The 14,650-nt window shown below is 68.1% G+C and carries 14 protein-coding genes; 7 read left to right on the top strand and 7 right to left on the bottom strand.

The features are described 5' to 3' along the window. Window positions 1-49: 49 nt before the first annotated feature. A complete protein-coding gene (locus tag E2L08_RS17030) occupies window positions 50-220 on the bottom strand; it encodes a hypothetical protein (protein WP_168771133.1) in 171 nt (56 codons plus the stop codon). A gap of 165 nt (window positions 221-385) precedes the next feature. Between E2L08_RS17030 and E2L08_RS11670 the strand changes: the two genes are divergently transcribed. Next, the gene (locus E2L08_RS11670) at window positions 386-1,411 is read left to right on the top strand and encodes a gamma carbonic anhydrase family protein (RefSeq protein ID WP_133397260.1); all 1,026 of its coding nucleotides are present in this window, start codon (window positions 386-388) and stop codon (window positions 1,409-1,411) included. A 19-nt stretch (window positions 1,412-1,430) separates the two neighbouring features. Here E2L08_RS11670 and E2L08_RS11665 read toward each other — a convergent pair whose 3' ends face one another. Both E2L08_RS11665 and E2L08_RS11660 read right to left on the bottom strand, forming a co-directional pair. Then, the gene (locus E2L08_RS11665; RefSeq protein ID WP_133397259.1) at window positions 1,431-2,414 is read right to left on the bottom strand and encodes a sugar-binding transcriptional regulator; all 984 of its coding nucleotides are present in this window, start codon (window positions 2,412-2,414) and stop codon (window positions 1,431-1,433) included. A 32-nt stretch (window positions 2,415-2,446) separates the two neighbouring features. Further along, on the bottom strand, window positions 2,447-3,391 hold the full coding sequence (locus tag E2L08_RS11660; RefSeq protein WP_133397258.1) for a carbohydrate kinase family protein: 945 nt from the start codon (window positions 3,389-3,391) through the stop codon (window positions 2,447-2,449). 190 nt (window positions 3,392-3,581) lie between these two features. Here E2L08_RS11660 and E2L08_RS11655 point away from each other — a divergent pair, with 190 nt between their 5' ends. The 6 genes from E2L08_RS11655 to E2L08_RS11630 all read left to right on the top strand — a co-directional run bounded on the left by E2L08_RS11655 (window position 3,582) and on the right by E2L08_RS11630 (window position 10,732). Continuing rightward, window positions 3,582-5,627 (top strand): bifunctional aldolase/short-chain dehydrogenase, encoded by a 2,046-nt coding sequence (locus E2L08_RS11655; protein ID WP_133397257.1) that lies wholly within the window; start codon window positions 3,582-3,584, stop codon window positions 5,625-5,627. Between the two features lie 3 nt (window positions 5,628-5,630). Continuing rightward, complete coding sequence (locus tag E2L08_RS11650; RefSeq protein ID WP_133397256.1) at window positions 5,631-6,635, top strand: ABC transporter permease; 1,005 nt, start codon at window positions 5,631-5,633, stop codon at window positions 6,633-6,635. Between the two features lie 97 nt (window positions 6,636-6,732). Further along, window positions 6,733-7,743, top strand: coding sequence for a substrate-binding domain-containing protein (locus E2L08_RS11645; protein ID WP_133397255.1), 1,011 nt, complete (start codon window positions 6,733-6,735; stop codon window positions 7,741-7,743). An 86-nt stretch (window positions 7,744-7,829) separates the two neighbouring features. Beyond that, window positions 7,830-9,389 carry a sugar ABC transporter ATP-binding protein gene (locus E2L08_RS11640; protein WP_133397254.1) on the top strand — a complete coding sequence of 520 codons (1,560 nt, stop codon included), beginning with the start codon at window positions 7,830-7,832 and terminating at the stop codon, window positions 9,387-9,389. Continuing rightward, a complete protein-coding gene (locus E2L08_RS11635) occupies window positions 9,386-10,432 on the top strand; it encodes an ABC transporter permease (protein ID WP_133397253.1) in 1,047 nt (348 codons plus the stop codon). Before E2L08_RS11640 ends, E2L08_RS11635 begins: the two co-directional genes overlap by 4 nt. Window positions 10,433-10,507: 75 nt before the next feature. After that, on the top strand, window positions 10,508-10,732 hold the full coding sequence (locus tag E2L08_RS11630; RefSeq protein ID WP_133397252.1) for a hypothetical protein: 225 nt from the start codon (window positions 10,508-10,510) through the stop codon (window positions 10,730-10,732). 50 nt (window positions 10,733-10,782) lie between these two features. Here the strand turns inward: E2L08_RS11630 and E2L08_RS11625 are convergent, their stop codons facing one another. The 4 genes from E2L08_RS11625 to E2L08_RS11610 form a co-directional block, all read right to left on the bottom strand. Then, window positions 10,783-12,054 carry a fasciclin domain-containing protein gene (locus E2L08_RS11625; RefSeq protein ID WP_168771132.1) on the bottom strand — a complete coding sequence of 424 codons (1,272 nt, stop codon included), beginning with the start codon at window positions 12,052-12,054 and terminating at the stop codon, window positions 10,783-10,785. Between the two features lie 150 nt (window positions 12,055-12,204). Further along, on the bottom strand, window positions 12,205-12,840 hold the full coding sequence (gene dhaL, locus E2L08_RS11620; protein WP_133397269.1) for a dihydroxyacetone kinase subunit DhaL: 636 nt from the start codon (window positions 12,838-12,840) through the stop codon (window positions 12,205-12,207). Then, window positions 12,840-13,841 (bottom strand): dihydroxyacetone kinase subunit DhaK, encoded by a 1,002-nt coding sequence (locus E2L08_RS11615; protein WP_133397250.1) that lies wholly within the window; start codon window positions 13,839-13,841, stop codon window positions 12,840-12,842. Before E2L08_RS11615 ends, dhaL begins: the two co-directional genes overlap by 1 nt. An 8-nt stretch (window positions 13,842-13,849) precedes the next feature. After that, window positions 13,850-14,611 carry a GolD/DthD family dehydrogenase gene (locus E2L08_RS11610; protein WP_133397249.1) on the bottom strand — a complete coding sequence of 254 codons (762 nt, stop codon included), beginning with the start codon at window positions 14,609-14,611 and terminating at the stop codon, window positions 13,850-13,852. Window positions 14,612-14,650 lie beyond the last annotated feature (39 nt).

The following is a 14,650-nucleotide window of genomic DNA, read 5'->3' as shown; positions in this document are numbered from 1 at the left end:
TTATGACGTGTGACGACAAAATCCGCGCGGATTGCACCTTGCGCTCAGCCTAACTCATTGATTCTTCGTCTTGGCCGATGCGCAGCAGCCGAAAATCACCCCCGGAAGTGTCGAACTTCCGTGCACCCACCTCGAGCATATGCAACAACGCCGGATGCTCGGGCCGCACACCGTCGGCACTTTTACCGGGCCAGTCGAAGAGATCCTCGATCGACGTCATGTATTCTCGTCCCGCCATGAACAATTCCGATGCGACAACGCCGGAAAAGGGTTTGCGGCGTCTGCGCGAACGGTCAATCCCTATTTCATGCGTCCATGCCGTTGAACACCTCCGCGAACCTGGCGATGCTGGTTCCTGCATGTCAGCAGACCCGGAGTATCACGAATGGCCGTCCCCATCCCCGCCCTGTCTGCCGAGTATGACGGGATTTCGCCGTCCCTTGCGGGCGGTTCCGTCGCGGCCGGTGAGGGTGCCGCGGTTCTGGGGCGGGCGACCCTCGGGGCCGGGGCGCGGCTCGGGCCGTTCTCGGTGATCCGCGCCGACGGGCATTACGTCGAGATCGGAGAGGGGTTCCACCTCGGCGAACACGGCACGGTCCATATCGAGCACGAGATCTATCCAACCCATATCGGCCATCGCGTCACCGCCGGGGCTTTCGCCGTGATCCATGCCTGCGACGTGGGCGACGATTGCGTGATCGAACGGGGGGCGGTGATCCTCGACGGGGCGAAGATCGGATCGGGGGCGGTCATCACGGCCGGTTCGGTCGTGTTTCCCCGCAAGGTGCTCGAGGGTGGCTGGATTTACGCGGGCGTCCCGGCGAGGCCGGTCGCCCCGGTTTCGGCGGCCGAGCGCGACAGCCACCGCGACCGCGTCCGCGCCGAGCGGCCCACGGGCCACGCGACCCGCAGGAGCGCGACCACCCTTGACGGTTTCGTTGCACCGACCGCGCGGGTCACGGGCGATGTCGTCACCGGCGACGGGGTTGGCATCTGGTATGGGTGTATCCTCGATGCGGGCGCGCATCGCATCGAGATCGGCGCGGGCACGAACATTCAGGACAACAGCATCCTGTCCTGCGGCACGGGCGATATCGTCATCGGCCCCGAGGTCACGGTCGGCCATAACGTGACCATGTCGGAATGCCGGATCGAGGCCAAAAGCCTGATCGGCATCGGGTCGATCCTCGCGCCCGGAACGGTCGTGGAAAGCGACGTGCTGCTCGCGGCCGGGGCGCATACCGAGCCGGGCCAGCGGATCACGGCCGAGCAGGTCTGGGCCGGACGGCCCGCGCGGCCGATAGCCGAGATGGACGAGCGCAAGCGCCGCATCCTGAGCGCGACGCCCCCCACCTACCGGGCCTATGCGGCCAGTTTCCAATCGGTGACGCACAGGCCGCTGGCGGGGTGATCCGCCATGGCGCGGGGCCTCAGCGGGTCCGGTCGAGGATCAGCGTCGCGGTGTCGAAATCGGTGGCGAGCGCCGTCAGAAGCCCCCCGACCAGCGCGCCCTGGATCGGTTTCGCCTTGTCCAGCCCCGCCGCGACGCCGAAACGGTGGGGAATCCTGCGCAGATCGTCCAGCGTGATCGCCAGCAGCCGGTCGTCATAGCCCTCGACCGTGATCGCCTGCCCCTCGATGTCGTACATGCGCCCGCCGATGATGCCCGCGACCCTGCGCTCGGTCAGGGTTTCCGAGGTGATCCCCCGCGCCAGGCCGCTGGCAAAGAACGGGCTGTCGGGGCTGGTCGAGCAGATCCCGAACAGCGCCGCGTCGAGATTGAGCAGCGCGTCGAACTGCTCGGCGACGATGGGCTCTTTCACGAGCTGGTCGAACAGCTCTTTCGACGAGACGACGCCGGGCGCGGGAAACTGCATCACATCCGCGCCCAGCTTGTGCGCGATGTGGCTGTTGCAGGCATCGGCCAGCTTCCAGAGCTGGGTCCGGGCGATCCCGACCATCTGGCAAACGCGTTCTATCCTGGTGTCTGTCGGCTCGAGCAGATCGCCCAGCTCGAGCACCGTCTGCCCCCAGGATATGCCCAGCGTCCGGCATTCGCCCAGCGCGCCGGCCAGGTGAAAGGCGCCTGCGCTGGCCACGCGGGCGCGGACCTCGGCCGGGGCGCCCGCGCTCGGCACGACGAGCACGTCCTTGAGGCCGAACCGTTCCTTGAGCGCTTCGGCCACCTGCATCTGCGCGAACACGTCGGTGTCGAAGGTGATGCGATAGACCCCGGCATGTTTCGCCGCCGCCAGCAGGTTCGAGACCGTGGCGCGCGACACGCCCATCCGCTCGGCAATCTGGTGCTGCGCGAGCCCGTCGCGGAAATAGAGCCACGCGGCCATGACGGTCGGGTTGTAATGCGACAGGTCGTCCTGCCCGTCGGTGCGGTTCACGCGGTTACGCTGGGCCATGTGGCGGCAATCCCCGGATGGTGGCGGTGCGCTCAGCCGTCGAGAACGGTGGCCGAGGCGCGGAACGCTTCGAGATGGGCAAGATCGACGATTCCCGCGTCCGATCCAAGCCCCGTCGCCACCAGCGCCGCGGCGGCCGTGCCGCGCGAACAGGCCTCGAGCGGCGAAAGCCCGTCGATCAGCCCCGAGACGAACCCCGCGCAATAGGCGTCGCCGCAGCCGGTCGTGTCGACCACGTTGACCTTGAGCGCGGGGATGCGGTGGCGTTCGGACCGCGTGGCATAGAACGACCCCCGCGCGCCCCATTTAAAGATGCAGGCCCCCGCGCCGCGTTCGAGAAAGAAATCGGCGATCCGGTCGGGGTCGTCCTCGCCGCAGATCTCGGCGGCTTCCTCCATCGCGGGCATGAAATAGTCGATATTGGGCAGGTAGCTTTCCAGGTCGGTCAGAACGTCGGCGCCGGGGGCCAGCAGGTCATAGGTGGTCGTCGCGCCGTTCTGCTTGGCGGCTTTCAGCAGGTTCGCGGTCGGCGGCCCGTCGAAATCGCGCAACAGCCCGTTGCCGCCGACATGCACGATCTCGCAGCCGGCGATCTGCAAGGCGACGCTGTCGGTCATGGTGAACCTGTCCGAGGCGCCGCGCTGGTGCAGCGCGGGCCGGTCGCCATTGGGGCGCACGTTGAGGATTGTGGCCGAGGTCGGCACCCCCGCGACGGTCTGCATGGCCGAGATGTCGACGCCGAACCCTTCGAGCGTGTTCAGCACGAACCGGCCCTTTTCGTCGTCGCCCACCGCGCCGACCAGCATACTGGGCACGCCGAGCTTGGCCATGTCGATGACGGTGCCCGCGGCCGTGCCCGCCACGGTCAGGCGGATCTCGTCGATGAAGGCGAGCCCCCCGCCCTCGGGGATACGCTCGACCGGCCGGCCCAGAATATCGAGTATCGTCAACCCCACACAGGCAACCCTGGCACCCATATCGTCCTCTCCTCGCAATGGCCCCGCCTGACCGGGACCGGGTTCGTGCCGCGCCGGAACCGGCGCGGTCGGTGAATATCCTCAGGACTATTCACCTCTTGCTGACCGATGTCACTACAAAATGGAATTTGACAAGCCATGCACCGCCCGGCAATCATGACCGCGAAGTGATGACGGGAAAGGGGCACGCATGGCCTTCAAGAGCAGCGCCTGGACGCAGTCCGGGGCCGAGGCGGCAATCGCGCAATTCGGCCAGGCGCCCGGCGGAGTCGACGTGGCGCTCAGGGTCTATTCGACCCGCCTGCTGGGACAGGACCCGTCGCTGGTGCTGCATGGCGGCGGCAATACCTCGGTCAAGACGCAGGTGGCCGATTTCGACGGCCAGCCGGTCGACGTGCTCTGCGTAAAGGGATCGGGCTGGGACATGGCCAGCATCGAGCCGCCCGGCCTGCCCGCCGTGCGGATCGACGCGCTGCTCAAGATCGCGGCGATGCCGTCGCTGACCGACGAGGATCTCGTGATGCTCCAGCGGCGCGCGCTGATGGATCCGGGTGCGCCCAACCCCTCGATCGAGGCGGTGCTCCACGCCATCGTTCCCGAGAAATTCGTCGACCATTCCCATGCCAACGCGCTGATCTCGCTCACCAACCAGCCGGATGGCGAGGCGATCGTGCGCGATCTCTTTCCCGACGCGGTGATCGTGCCCTATGTCATGCCGGGCTTTGCGCTTGCCCGCGACTGCCAGGACATCCTGCAGGGGCGGCGGATCGAGCACGGGATGATCCTTCTCAAGCACGGGCTGTTCACCGCCGCCGACGACGCGCGCGACAGCTACGAGGCGCATATCGCGATGATCGACCGCTGCATGGCGCGGATCGAGAACGGCCCCGCCCGCCCGTTCGGGGCCGCCACGCTGCCCGGCGATGTCGCCCCCGTATCCGAGGTCGCCCCGATCCTGCGCGGCGCGCTGGCCCGTGGCGAAGGCGCGCCCACCTGGATCCTCGATCATCGCGCCACGGACGAGGTCATGGCCTTTTGCAACGGCGCGGAGCTGGCCGATTATGCCTGCCGCGGCAACGCGACGCCCGACCACTCCATCCGGATCAAGCGGTTCGGCGTCCCGCTGCCCGCGCCCTCGGCCGTCGACCTGGCCGGGTTCAAGGCGGAAACCGACAAGGCCGTGGCAGGGTTCGCCGCGGATTACGCCGCCTATTTCGAGCGGAACAACCCCCGCCACGGCGGCACGCTGACGATGCTCGATCCGGTGCCGCGCGTGGCCTACGTTCCGGGGGTGGGCCTGTTCGGCATCGGGCGCTCGGCCAAGGAGGCGGCGATCTGCGCCGATATCGCCGAAGCGACCGTGAACGCCATCACCAATGCCGAGCGCGTCGGCACATGGGCACCCCTGCCCGAAGAGGATATCTTTGACGTCGAATACTGGTCGCTCGAGCAGGCCAAGCTCGCCGGCGTGAAAGAGGCGCCGTTCTCGCGCCGCATCGTCGCGGTGACGGGCGCGGCCTCGGGGCTGGGGCTCGAGATCGCGCGCGGGTTCAGGGCGCGCGGGGCCGAGGTGGCGATCCTCGACCGCGATGCGGACGGCGCGGCCAGCGCGGCAGAGGGAATGGGCGCGCTGGCCGTAGGGTGCGACGTGACCGACCCCGCCTCGGTCGATGCGGCCTTTGCCCGGATCGCCGAGACCTATGGCGGGCTCGATATCCTCGTCTCGAACGCCGGCGTCGCCTTGCAGGGCGCCATGGCCGAGGTCGATCTCGAAACGGTCGACCGCTCGCTCGACGTGAACCTGATGGGCGCGCTTCATTCCGCGCGGGCCGCCGTCGCGATCATGCGCGCGCAGGGAACGGGCGGCGCGCTGCTTTTCAACGTCTCGAAACAGGCGCTGAATCCGGGGCAGGGTTTCGGACCCTACGGCATCTCGAAATCCGCGTTGCTGGCGCTGGTGCGGCAACTGGCCGTCGAACACGGGCCCGACGGCATCACCGCCAACGCGGTCAATGCCGACCGCATCCGCACGGGCCTTTTGAACGACGCGATGATCGCCGAGCGGGCGGCCGCCCGCGGCGTCGATGCAGACACCTACATGCGGGGCAACCTGCTGCACCGCGAGGTGCGCGCCTCGGACGTGGCCGATGCATTCGCCTATCTCGCCGCGGCGGACCGGACCACCGGCGCCATCGTCACGGTCGACGGCGGCAACACCGCCGCGATGGTGCGCTGAGCCATGCGGGGCCGGTCGCTCGATATCCAGATGGTGGGGTTGATCGCGGTCAACCTCGCCATCCTCGCGGCCGCGGGCCTCACCGTGGGCGAGCGGTTCCTGTCGCCCTTCAACCTGCAATCCATGGCCTCGCAGGTGCCCGAGATCGGGCTCCTGGCGATGGGTGTCATGCTTGCCATGATCGCGGGGCGCGGGGGGATCGACCTGTCGGGCATCGCGCTGGCCAACCTCGCGGGGATCTGCGCCTTTCTGATTCTCGGGCCCATCGCCGACAGCGGGATGAGCGGGCAGGTCTATCTGCTGGCGTTCGGGCTGCTGTCGCTGGGGGTCGGGCTGCTGGGCGGGGTGGTGAACGGTCTCATCATCGGGTTCGTCGGCGTCACCTCGATCATCGCGACACTCGGGACGCAGCTTTTGTTCACCGGGATCGCGGTCATCCTCACCGGCGGCTCGGCGCAGACGCTGGGCTATGTGCCCGCGCTGGACGATTTCGCCAATTCGCCGGTCCTGGGTCTGTCGCCGTCGGTCTGGATGTTCCTCGCCGTCGCCGCGGGGCTCGCGCTTTGGCTGCGGGCGACGAAATCGGGGCGGCTGCTGTTCCTGATGGGCAGCAACCACACCGCCGCGCGGTTCGCCGGGGTGCGCACCCGCTGGCTGCTGGTGCAGGTCTACATGCTCTCGGGCGCCTTTGCAGGGCTGGCCGGCGTGGTGATCGCCGCGCGCACCTCGTCGATGAAATGGGATTACGGCTCGTCCTATGTGCTGGTGGCCATCCTGATCGCAGTGATGGCCGGGGTCCGCCCCGAAGGCGGGTACGGCCGCGTCATCTGCGTCGTGCTGTCGGCGACGGCCCTGCAACTTCTGTCGAGCTATTTCAACTTCCTGGCCCTGTCGAACTTCGTGCGGGACCTGGCGTGGGGCGTGTTGCTCCTGGTGTTCCTGGCATTCTCGCGGGCGGATCTGTCGGCCTATTGGTCGACCGCGATCCGGCCCCGCAGCAAAGCGTGACCCGGCCGGGGGCCGTCGCCCCCGGTCGCCTCGACGGCTTGCCGCAAGGTCTCTCGGCAAAAGCCCCTGACGAAACCGAGACCACAGTGGAGGACACATGACCAAGCTCACCCAGAAACTGACCCGCGGAACCGCGATCGCGGCATTGGCCCTTGCGGCGCCCCTTGCCGTGCAGGCGCAGGACGCGAAGGACGTCGTGACCGTCGTCAAGATCACCGGCGAAAACTGGTTCACCCGGATGGAAGAAGGCGTCGATGCCTTCGACGCCGAGAACGAGGGCGTGAATGCCCGCCAGGTCGGCCCGGCGCAGGCCGATGCCGCCCAGCAGACCGCCATCGTGCAGGATCTCGTGGCGCAGGGCGTAGACGCGCTGGCCATCGTGCCGATGGACCCCTCGACCCTCGAGGGCGCGCTGCGCCGCGCCAAGGGGCAGGGCATCACCGTCATCACGCACGAAGCCGAGACGATGGTGAACACCGATATCGACCTCGAGGCCTTCGACAACACCGCCTTCGGCGAGCATCTCAACAAGAAGCTGGTCGAGTGCATGGGCGGCGAGGGCAAGTGGACCACCTTCGTCGGCTCGGTCGGCAGCCTGACCCACATGCAGTGGGCCGCCGGCGGCATCGCCAATGCCAAGGAGAACCATCCGGGGATGGAACTCGTATCGGAGAGCAACGAGTCCTTCAACGACCCCAACAAGGCCTACGAGGTCGCGCGCGAATTGCTGCGCACCTATCCCGACATCAAGGGCTTTCAGGGGGGATCGGCCATCGACGTGATCGGCATCGGCCGCGCCGTCGAAGAGGCGGACCTGCAGGACTCGACCTGCGTGGTCGGCATCGGCCTGCCGCAGGATTCGGGCCAGTATCTCGACACCGGGGCCATCGACGGCATCGCCTTCTGGGACCCCAAGGACGCGGGCTATGTCATGAACAAGCTCGCCGAAATGGCGATGAACGGCGAAGAAGTCAACGACGGCATGGACCTGGGCGTTCCGGGCTATGAATCGGTGTCGGTCACGCCGGGTGCGGGCGACGGGATCATCGTGCGCGGACAGGCCTGGGTCGATGTCGACGCGTCGAACTGGCAGGACTTCCCCTTCTGATCCGACCCGAACGACACGGGCAGCGGCGCCATTCGCGCGCCGCTGCCGCGTCTCCTGCCCGCCCGGACCCGAGGTTGACCGACCCGATGACACAGACCGACACCGACGCGCCCTTTCTCGAGACGCGCGCCCTGCACAAGCGCTATGGCGGGGTCCATGCCCTGCGCGGCGTCGATCTGACGATCCGCCGGGGGCGGTTCTATCACCTTCTGGGCGAAAACGGCTGCGGCAAGAGCACACTCATCAAGATCATCTCGGGCGCGCAATCGCCCAGCGAAGGCCGCGTGCAGATCGAGGGCGTGGAACAGCCCGCGACGCCAGACCCTATCGCCGCGCTCGCCGCCGGGATCGAGACGGTCTACCAGGACCTGTCGCTTTTGCCGAACCTCTCGGTCGAAGAGAATATCGGCCTGACCAGCCAGCTCGTCGCCTCGGGCGGGCGTCTGGCCGTGCGGCTGCGCCGGGGCGAGATGCGGGCGCTGGCCGCCCGCGCCGCGGCCGAGGTCGGGCTTCCGTCGGACCCGGCCTTCCTGCGCACCCATGTCGACCGCCTGCCCATCGCCACGCGGCAACTGATCTCGATCGCGCGCGCCGTGGCGGCCGAGGCGGGGCTTGTCATCATGGACGAGCCGACCACCGCCCTCACTCGCCGCGAGATCGCGCATCTGATCGGCGTGATCCGCAAGCTGCAGGCCCGCGGCACGGCGCTGCTTTTCGTCACCCACAAGCTCGACGAGGCCAAGGAGATCGGCGGCACCGGCATCGTCATGCGCGACGGGCAATTCGTGGCCGAGCTGGATATCGAGACCGCCGACCTGGCCGAAGTGGGCGAGCTGATGACGAACCGCCGGATCGACCAGGCCCGCTATCGCGCGGCCAGCCCCGCCGCGGCCGAGGTCGCGCGGCTGTCGGTCGACGGTCTGTCGCGCGCCGGCTCGTATCGCGACATCTCGTTCGACCTCGCCCCCGGCGAGATCCTCGGCATCACCGGGCTGCTGGATTCGGGTCGCAACCCGCTTGCGCTGGGGCTTGCCGGGCTGGCGCCGCCGGATGCCGGGCAGGTGCGGCTCGACGGGCGCACGGTCGACCTGTCCGACCCGTCGACCGGAATGGATCGCGGCATCGCCTATGTCCCCGAGGACCGGCTGGAGGAAGGGCTGTTCCTCGACAAGTCCATCACCGACAACATCGCGATGACGGTGTTCGACCGCCTGCGCGGCGCCCTCGGCATCGTCAGCATGGACCGCGCGCGCATCCTCGCCCGCGAGGTGGCCGACGATCTCAAGATCGTGGCCGAGGATGTGGATGCGCCGGTCGGATCGCTCTCGGGGGGCAACCAGCAGCGCGTTCTGATCGGGCGCTGGCTCGCCACGAAGCCCAGGGTCCTGATCCTGCACGGACCCACGGTCGGGGTCGATGTCGGGTCCAAGGACACGATCTTTCGCATCATCCAGCGACAGGCCGAGGCCGGCATGGGCGTCATCATCGTCAGCGACGACATTCCCGAACTCATACAGAATTGCGACCGGATCGCCGTCATGCGCGACGGGCGGATCGTCGAGACCTTCGACGGCGCCCGCGTCGATGCGGGACAGCTCTATGCCGCGATCGGCGGGATCCTGGAAACCGCGGAGACCGCCCCATGAGCGACACCGACCTGCAGCCGGCCATCGCCGACCGGCCGTCCCTTTCGCCCGGCAAGCGCATCGCAGACTGGATCCTCGCCAATCCGGCCGGGTTTCCGCTGGCGCTGCTGGCGCTGACCTGCCTCGTCGTCGGTGCGATCAACCCCGATTTCTGGCAGCTCGCCAACCTGTTCGACGTTCTGCGCGCCTCGGTGGTCGAGGGCCTGTTCGCGCTGGGCGTGTTGGTGGTGCTGGCGGCCGGCGGGCTCGACGTGTCGTTCTCGGCCATCGCCGCGCTGGTGATGTACACGGTGACGCTGATCGTCTCGACCCTGGTCCCCGGCCTCGGGATCCTGCCGATCCTTCTGGCCGGCCTTGCCGGTGGGGCCTTGCTCGGCGCTCTGAACGGGGTGCTCATCAACCTGCTCAAGGCTCCGGCGCTGATCGTGACCATCGCGACGCAATATGCCTTTCGCGGGTTCCTGCTGACCTTCGTGGGCACGGCGCTGTTCATGAACATCCCCGCCTCGATGACCGCCTTCGGGCAGATCGCGCTGTTCTCGCAGGTCAGCGCCGATGGCTTGCGGGTGCAGTTTCCGGCCTATTTCCTGATCTTCGTGCTGGCCGCCATCGTCACATGGGCGTTGCTCAACCACACGCTTCTGGGGCGCGCCGTCTATGCCTGCGGCGGCAAGCCCGAGATCGCCGCGCGGCTGGGGTTCAACATCGCGCGGGTTCGGGTCTTTGTCTTTGCCTGGGCGGGAATGCTGGCGGGACTGGCGGGCATCCTGCACGTCACCTCGAACCGGCTGGCCAACCCTTTCGATCTGGCCGGAACCGAACTGGCCGTGATCGCGGCCGTCGTTCTGGGCGGCGCGCGCGTGACCGGCGGCAAGGGCACCGTGGGCGGAACCATCGCCGGCGTCCTGCTCATCACGCTGGTGGACAACGTGCTGATCCAGGTCGGCATCCCCTCGACATGGCGGACGGCGGTGGTCGGGGCGTTCATCCTGCTGGCCGGGATGTTCTACGCCTGGGTCGACCGCACGGCCGTGGGCCGCTGACCCCCCCCCCCCCGCGACGCTTGACAGGCGCCATTCCAGGGCCGTAGGCTGGAGGGATACAGACACACGTATTCCATGGAACGCGGGTCGATCATCGGCCCGCGCGTGCCATGGAGTATCGACATGCCCCCGAAACAGAACGCGGCCCTGGACCGGGCCGCCCGCCGCCGCGCCTACATGCGGATCGCGGAACAGGCGCTGGCCCGTGCTTTCCGCACGGCGGAACCGGCGGAAATCCGGGCCTGCCAGTTGCGGATCCGCGAGGCCGCCGTCCGCGAAGCCCTCCGCCGCACCAAATAGGGCACCGGCCCCGCCCGGCGGAAACGTCGGGCGGGGCTTGTCGCAGGGCGCTACTCTGCGCCTTCGCTCAGGATGACCGCCCCGTCGAGCGGATCGACCGAGATTTCCCCGATATCTACCCGCCGCGTGTCCGGCGCGCCCAGTTCAAAAAAGCCGCCGTCGAGCTCGACCACGAGGCTCACGATCCGCGCCCCGTCCAGCGAGAACAGCAGATCGCCCACGATGCCGATATCGTCGCCATCCGCACCGCGCACCGGCTTGCCCAGCAATTCGTCGGCCGAGACCAGTTCGCTTGTCAGGTTCACATCGGACGCCCGATCGCCGCTTTCGCCGGCCGTGTCGTGCGGCTCGGACCGCTCGGCATCCGCGCCGATCACCTCGGTGTCACTGGCGGGCGTAGGCTCCCCTGCCCCGCTTTCGGCACCCGCGGGCGCCGTATCGCCGACCGTGTTCTCGGCAACGGGCGCCGGGTCCGTGGCGACGATCACGCCCTCCTGCCCGGACATGTCGGGCTCGGGCGTATCGGATCGGGGCGTATCCGCGGTTTCGGTGCCCGCATCGCCCATCGACCCGGTATCGGAATCGCCGGGTTCCGGCTCCACTCCATCCGGCATGTCGTCCACAGGCTTGAGCGTCGCGGCAACCGCATCCTGCCCTTCGGTCTCGGGCGACGTCTCATCCGTATCGGCTGGCTCGCCGTTTCCGGTTGGTTGCGGCGCGGCCCCGGCAACCGCCTCGGCGGTCTGCGGATCGGCGTCGGACGCCGCCCCGTCGTCGAGCGCAAAATCGGGCGGCAACAGCACCCGGTCGATCCCATGGGCCAGGACACCGGGCCCGCCCGACACGTCGCCAAAGACGATCCGCGCCTCGTTGGTGCCGCGCGCCGCCTCGAGCGTGTCGAGCTCGTCCGCGTTGTCCGGCGGCGCGACCCGCATCGTCAGCGCGCCGTCGGTATAGGTCACGACCAGCCGCGCCCCCGAAACGGTCTGCATGTCGACGGGGATATCGTCAGCCTCGTGCGGGCCGCCCGGCACGAGATGCAGGTCCAGAACCTCGCGGAGAGCATCGGCGTTGTCGGGGTCGGTGAACCCCTCGGACACGGCTTGGGGCAGGCGCTCGAACGCCTCGTCCGTAGGTGCAAAGATCGTCAGGGGCGTCTGCCTGAGCCGATCCTCGAGACCTGCTGCCCGCATCGCCTCGTTAAAGGTCGAAAGGCGGGAATCCGTCGCCAGGTTCTCCTGCGCCAAACCCGCGACAGGGACGAGCCCCGTGGTCGACAGCGCCACGACCAGACGCCCCATGCGCCAAAATTTCTCCGCCATGCGATCCTCTCCAGCGTTTATCCCGCCGGGCTGCTGGCATCTGCCCCGTATGGGTCGGCGCCGGCCCGGCATCATGCGGGATCGGAACGCGCCGGCATCGCCCCCCGGTTCCAAGACGTGGAAAAGGGTGCGGTTTTCAGCGCATCGCGGTCAGCCCTGTTCGAGACGCCGCGCCGCACCGTCGCACAGGTTGCGCAGGATCAGGGCGCAGGACGTGGCGCCCGCGTCCGGCACCCCGCGCGATCGCTCGCCCAGCCGCGCCGCGCGGCCGAGTTTCGCAACCATGTCGGTGGTCGAGTCGCGCCCCGCCTCGGCCGCGCTTGCGACCTCTCGGAGTTGCGCGGTTATGTCCGAGCGGTTGGCCTCGGCCGCCTCGACGGCCGGCACGAGCGCGTCGATCATGGTCTTGTCGCCGACCTTGGCCGCCCCGACCGCCTCGATCCCCTCGAGCCCGGCGCGCAGCATTGCCGCGAAACGCGCGCCGTCGATATGCGTGTCCTGAGCGACGGTTTCGGACATCTCGGCAAAGAACATGCCGTAAAGCGGCCCCATGGACCCGCCGATCTCGCTCATCAGCACGTCGGACAGGGTGGACAGCGCGTCCGAAAGGGATGCGTCAGGCGCGATACGCTCGGCGGCCCGGCCGAACCCCTTGGCCATGTTCACGCCATGATCGCCGTCGCCGATCTTGCCGTCGATCTCGGACAGGTAAGCGCGGTTCTCGACGATGACGGCGGCGATGTCCCGAACGATCCCGCCGGAGCCTGCGTTTGGAAAGGATGCCATCATGCTGCCCCGAAGGCCGGGCAATCGGTAGAGGCCGCCAGCAGCCTCTTGCGTTCGTCGTCCAGCGCCATGACCGTCAGCGTCGCGCCCACCATCTCGAGCGAGGTGAAGTAATCGCCGACATAGGCCTTGTGGATCTTGAGCCCGCGATCCTCGATATCGCGGGCCATCCGGTCATACAGGACATAGAGTTCGCCGCGCGGCGTCGCGCCGAGGCCCGAGACCAGCACCGCGACCTCGGTGCCGGACGGCAGATCGTGATCGTCCAGAACGATGCGCGTCATCTCGGACGCGATCTCGTCCGCGGTGCCGAGCTTCGTGACCGAGGTTCCCGGCTCGCCGTGATGGCCGATGCCCATCTCCATGGTGCCCGCCTCGATCGAAAAGTTCGGATGCCCCACGGCCGGCAGGGTGCAGGGCGCCAGACCGACGCCGACCGAGCGGCAGGCGTCGATGGCGCCCTGAGCCGCATCGCGAACGGCAGCGGCATCGGCCCCCTCGGCTGCCTTCGCCCCGCCGATCTTCCACATGAAGATTTCGCCCGCCACACCGCGCCGTTTCTCGCGTTCTTCGGGCGGGGCCGACGACACGTCGTCATTGGCGACGACCGTCAGAACCTCGACGCCGTCCTTGGCGGCCATCCTCGAAGCCATCTTCACGTTCATGTTGTCGCCGGCGTAATTGCCGTAGAGCACGACCACACCGGCCCCCCCATCGGCGGCCTTGATCGCGTCGTGAAAGCTCTTGGCGGTGGGCGACGAGAACAGCTCGCCGATGGCGGTGGCGTCGACCATGCCCGCGCCAGTATAGCCGACAAAAGCCGGCTCATGCCCCGAACCGCCGCCCGTCACGATCCCGACCTTGCCGCTTACGGGCGCGTCCCTAGCCACGACGACCCGCGCATTGCCGTCGCAAAGCCGCACGCGGTCGGCATGGGCGCGGACAAAGCCGCGCACGGTTTCATCCACGATATCGTCGGGGTCGTTGAGGAATCGTTGCATGAATAGTCCTATTTGATCGTGAAGCCGCCATCGACGACGAGGTCCGCGCCGTTGATCATCTGCGCCATGTCGGACGCCAGGAAAAGCGTCGCCGCCGCGATCTCGTCGGGCTCGGCAAAGCGGCCTGTCGGGATCTCGCGGATCATCGCGTCACCCTTTTCGCCGGCCCATGCCTTGCGTCCCAGTTCGGTCAGCACGACCGTAGGCGAGATCGTGTTGGCGGTGATGCCGTGTTTTCCCCATTCCAGGGCCATGCACTTCGTCATTCCGATCACCGCGAATTTCGAGGCGCAATAGGCCACGTGCCCGTCGATGGCGACGGTGCCGGCCTGGCTGGCCATGTTGACGATACGCCCGCCCTGCCCCTGCGCGATCATCTGGCGCCCCACCGCCTGCGCGACGTTGAACGAGCCTGTGAGGTTGATGTCGATGGTGCGTTGCCAAGCATCCTGCGCGATCTCTTCGATCGGGGCGAGATCGACGATACCCGCGCAGTTCACCAGAACGTCAATGCCGCCCATGGCCTCGACCACGGCGGCCACGGTTTGCGCCACGGCATCGGCATCCGCGACATCGCATCCAAAAGCCCGCCCGTCACCGAGCGTTTCCACCTTGGCCTTGGCGGCCTGCGCGTCACGGTCCACGACAGCCACAACCGCCCCCTTGGCGGCGAAGGCATCGCAGACGGCCGCCCCGATGCCGGACGCCCCGCCTGTCACGAGAACGCGTTTTCCCTTGATGCTGCGGTCGAGATCGAGCCTGTCAGTCATTCCTGCTCTCCTGTTCCGGCCCGCCCAGGGGCAGGCCGG

Origin of the sequence: Palleronia sediminis (assembly GCF_004358695.1) — a bacterium.
Lineage (GTDB): Bacteria > Pseudomonadota > Alphaproteobacteria > Rhodobacterales > Rhodobacteraceae > Palleronia > Palleronia sediminis.
This window is presented reverse-complemented; position numbering and strand designations above follow the sequence as displayed.

What these genes read in the sequence shown, in the direction of transcription:
- E2L08_RS11640 (WP_133397254.1), top strand. Translation starts at nt 7,830, where the DNA reads ATGACACAGACCGACACCGACGCGCCCTTTCTCGAGACGCGCGCCCTG.
- E2L08_RS11665 (WP_133397259.1), bottom strand. Translation starts at nt 2,414, where the DNA reads ATGGCCCAGCGTAACCGCGTGAACCGCACCGACGGGCAGGACGACCTG.
- E2L08_RS11610 (WP_133397249.1), bottom strand. Translation starts at nt 14,611, where the DNA reads ATGACTGACAGGCTCGATCTCGACCGCAGCATCAAGGGAAAACGCGTT.
- E2L08_RS11625 (WP_168771132.1), bottom strand. Translation starts at nt 12,054, where the DNA reads ATGGCGGAGAAATTTTGGCGCATGGGGCGTCTGGTCGTGGCGCTGTCG.
- E2L08_RS11650 (WP_133397256.1), top strand. Translation starts at nt 5,631, where the DNA reads ATGCGGGGCCGGTCGCTCGATATCCAGATGGTGGGGTTGATCGCGGTC.
- E2L08_RS17030 (WP_168771133.1), bottom strand. Translation starts at nt 220, where the DNA reads ATGACGTCGATCGAGGATCTCTTCGACTGGCCCGGTAAAAGTGCCGAC.
- E2L08_RS11655 (WP_133397257.1), top strand. Translation starts at nt 3,582, where the DNA reads ATGGCCTTCAAGAGCAGCGCCTGGACGCAGTCCGGGGCCGAGGCGGCA.
- E2L08_RS11645 (WP_133397255.1), top strand. Translation starts at nt 6,733, where the DNA reads ATGACCAAGCTCACCCAGAAACTGACCCGCGGAACCGCGATCGCGGCA.
- E2L08_RS11670 (WP_133397260.1), top strand. Translation starts at nt 386, where the DNA reads ATGGCCGTCCCCATCCCCGCCCTGTCTGCCGAGTATGACGGGATTTCG.
- E2L08_RS11630 (WP_133397252.1), top strand. Translation starts at nt 10,508, where the DNA reads ATGGAACGCGGGTCGATCATCGGCCCGCGCGTGCCATGGAGTATCGAC.
- E2L08_RS11635 (WP_133397253.1), top strand. Translation starts at nt 9,386, where the DNA reads ATGAGCGACACCGACCTGCAGCCGGCCATCGCCGACCGGCCGTCCCTT.
- dhaL (WP_133397269.1), bottom strand. Translation starts at nt 12,840, where the DNA reads ATGGCATCCTTTCCAAACGCAGGCTCCGGCGGGATCGTTCGGGACATC.
- E2L08_RS11660 (WP_133397258.1), bottom strand. Translation starts at nt 3,391, where the DNA reads ATGGGTGCCAGGGTTGCCTGTGTGGGGTTGACGATACTCGATATTCTG.
- E2L08_RS11615 (WP_133397250.1), bottom strand. Translation starts at nt 13,841, where the DNA reads ATGCAACGATTCCTCAACGACCCCGACGATATCGTGGATGAAACCGTG.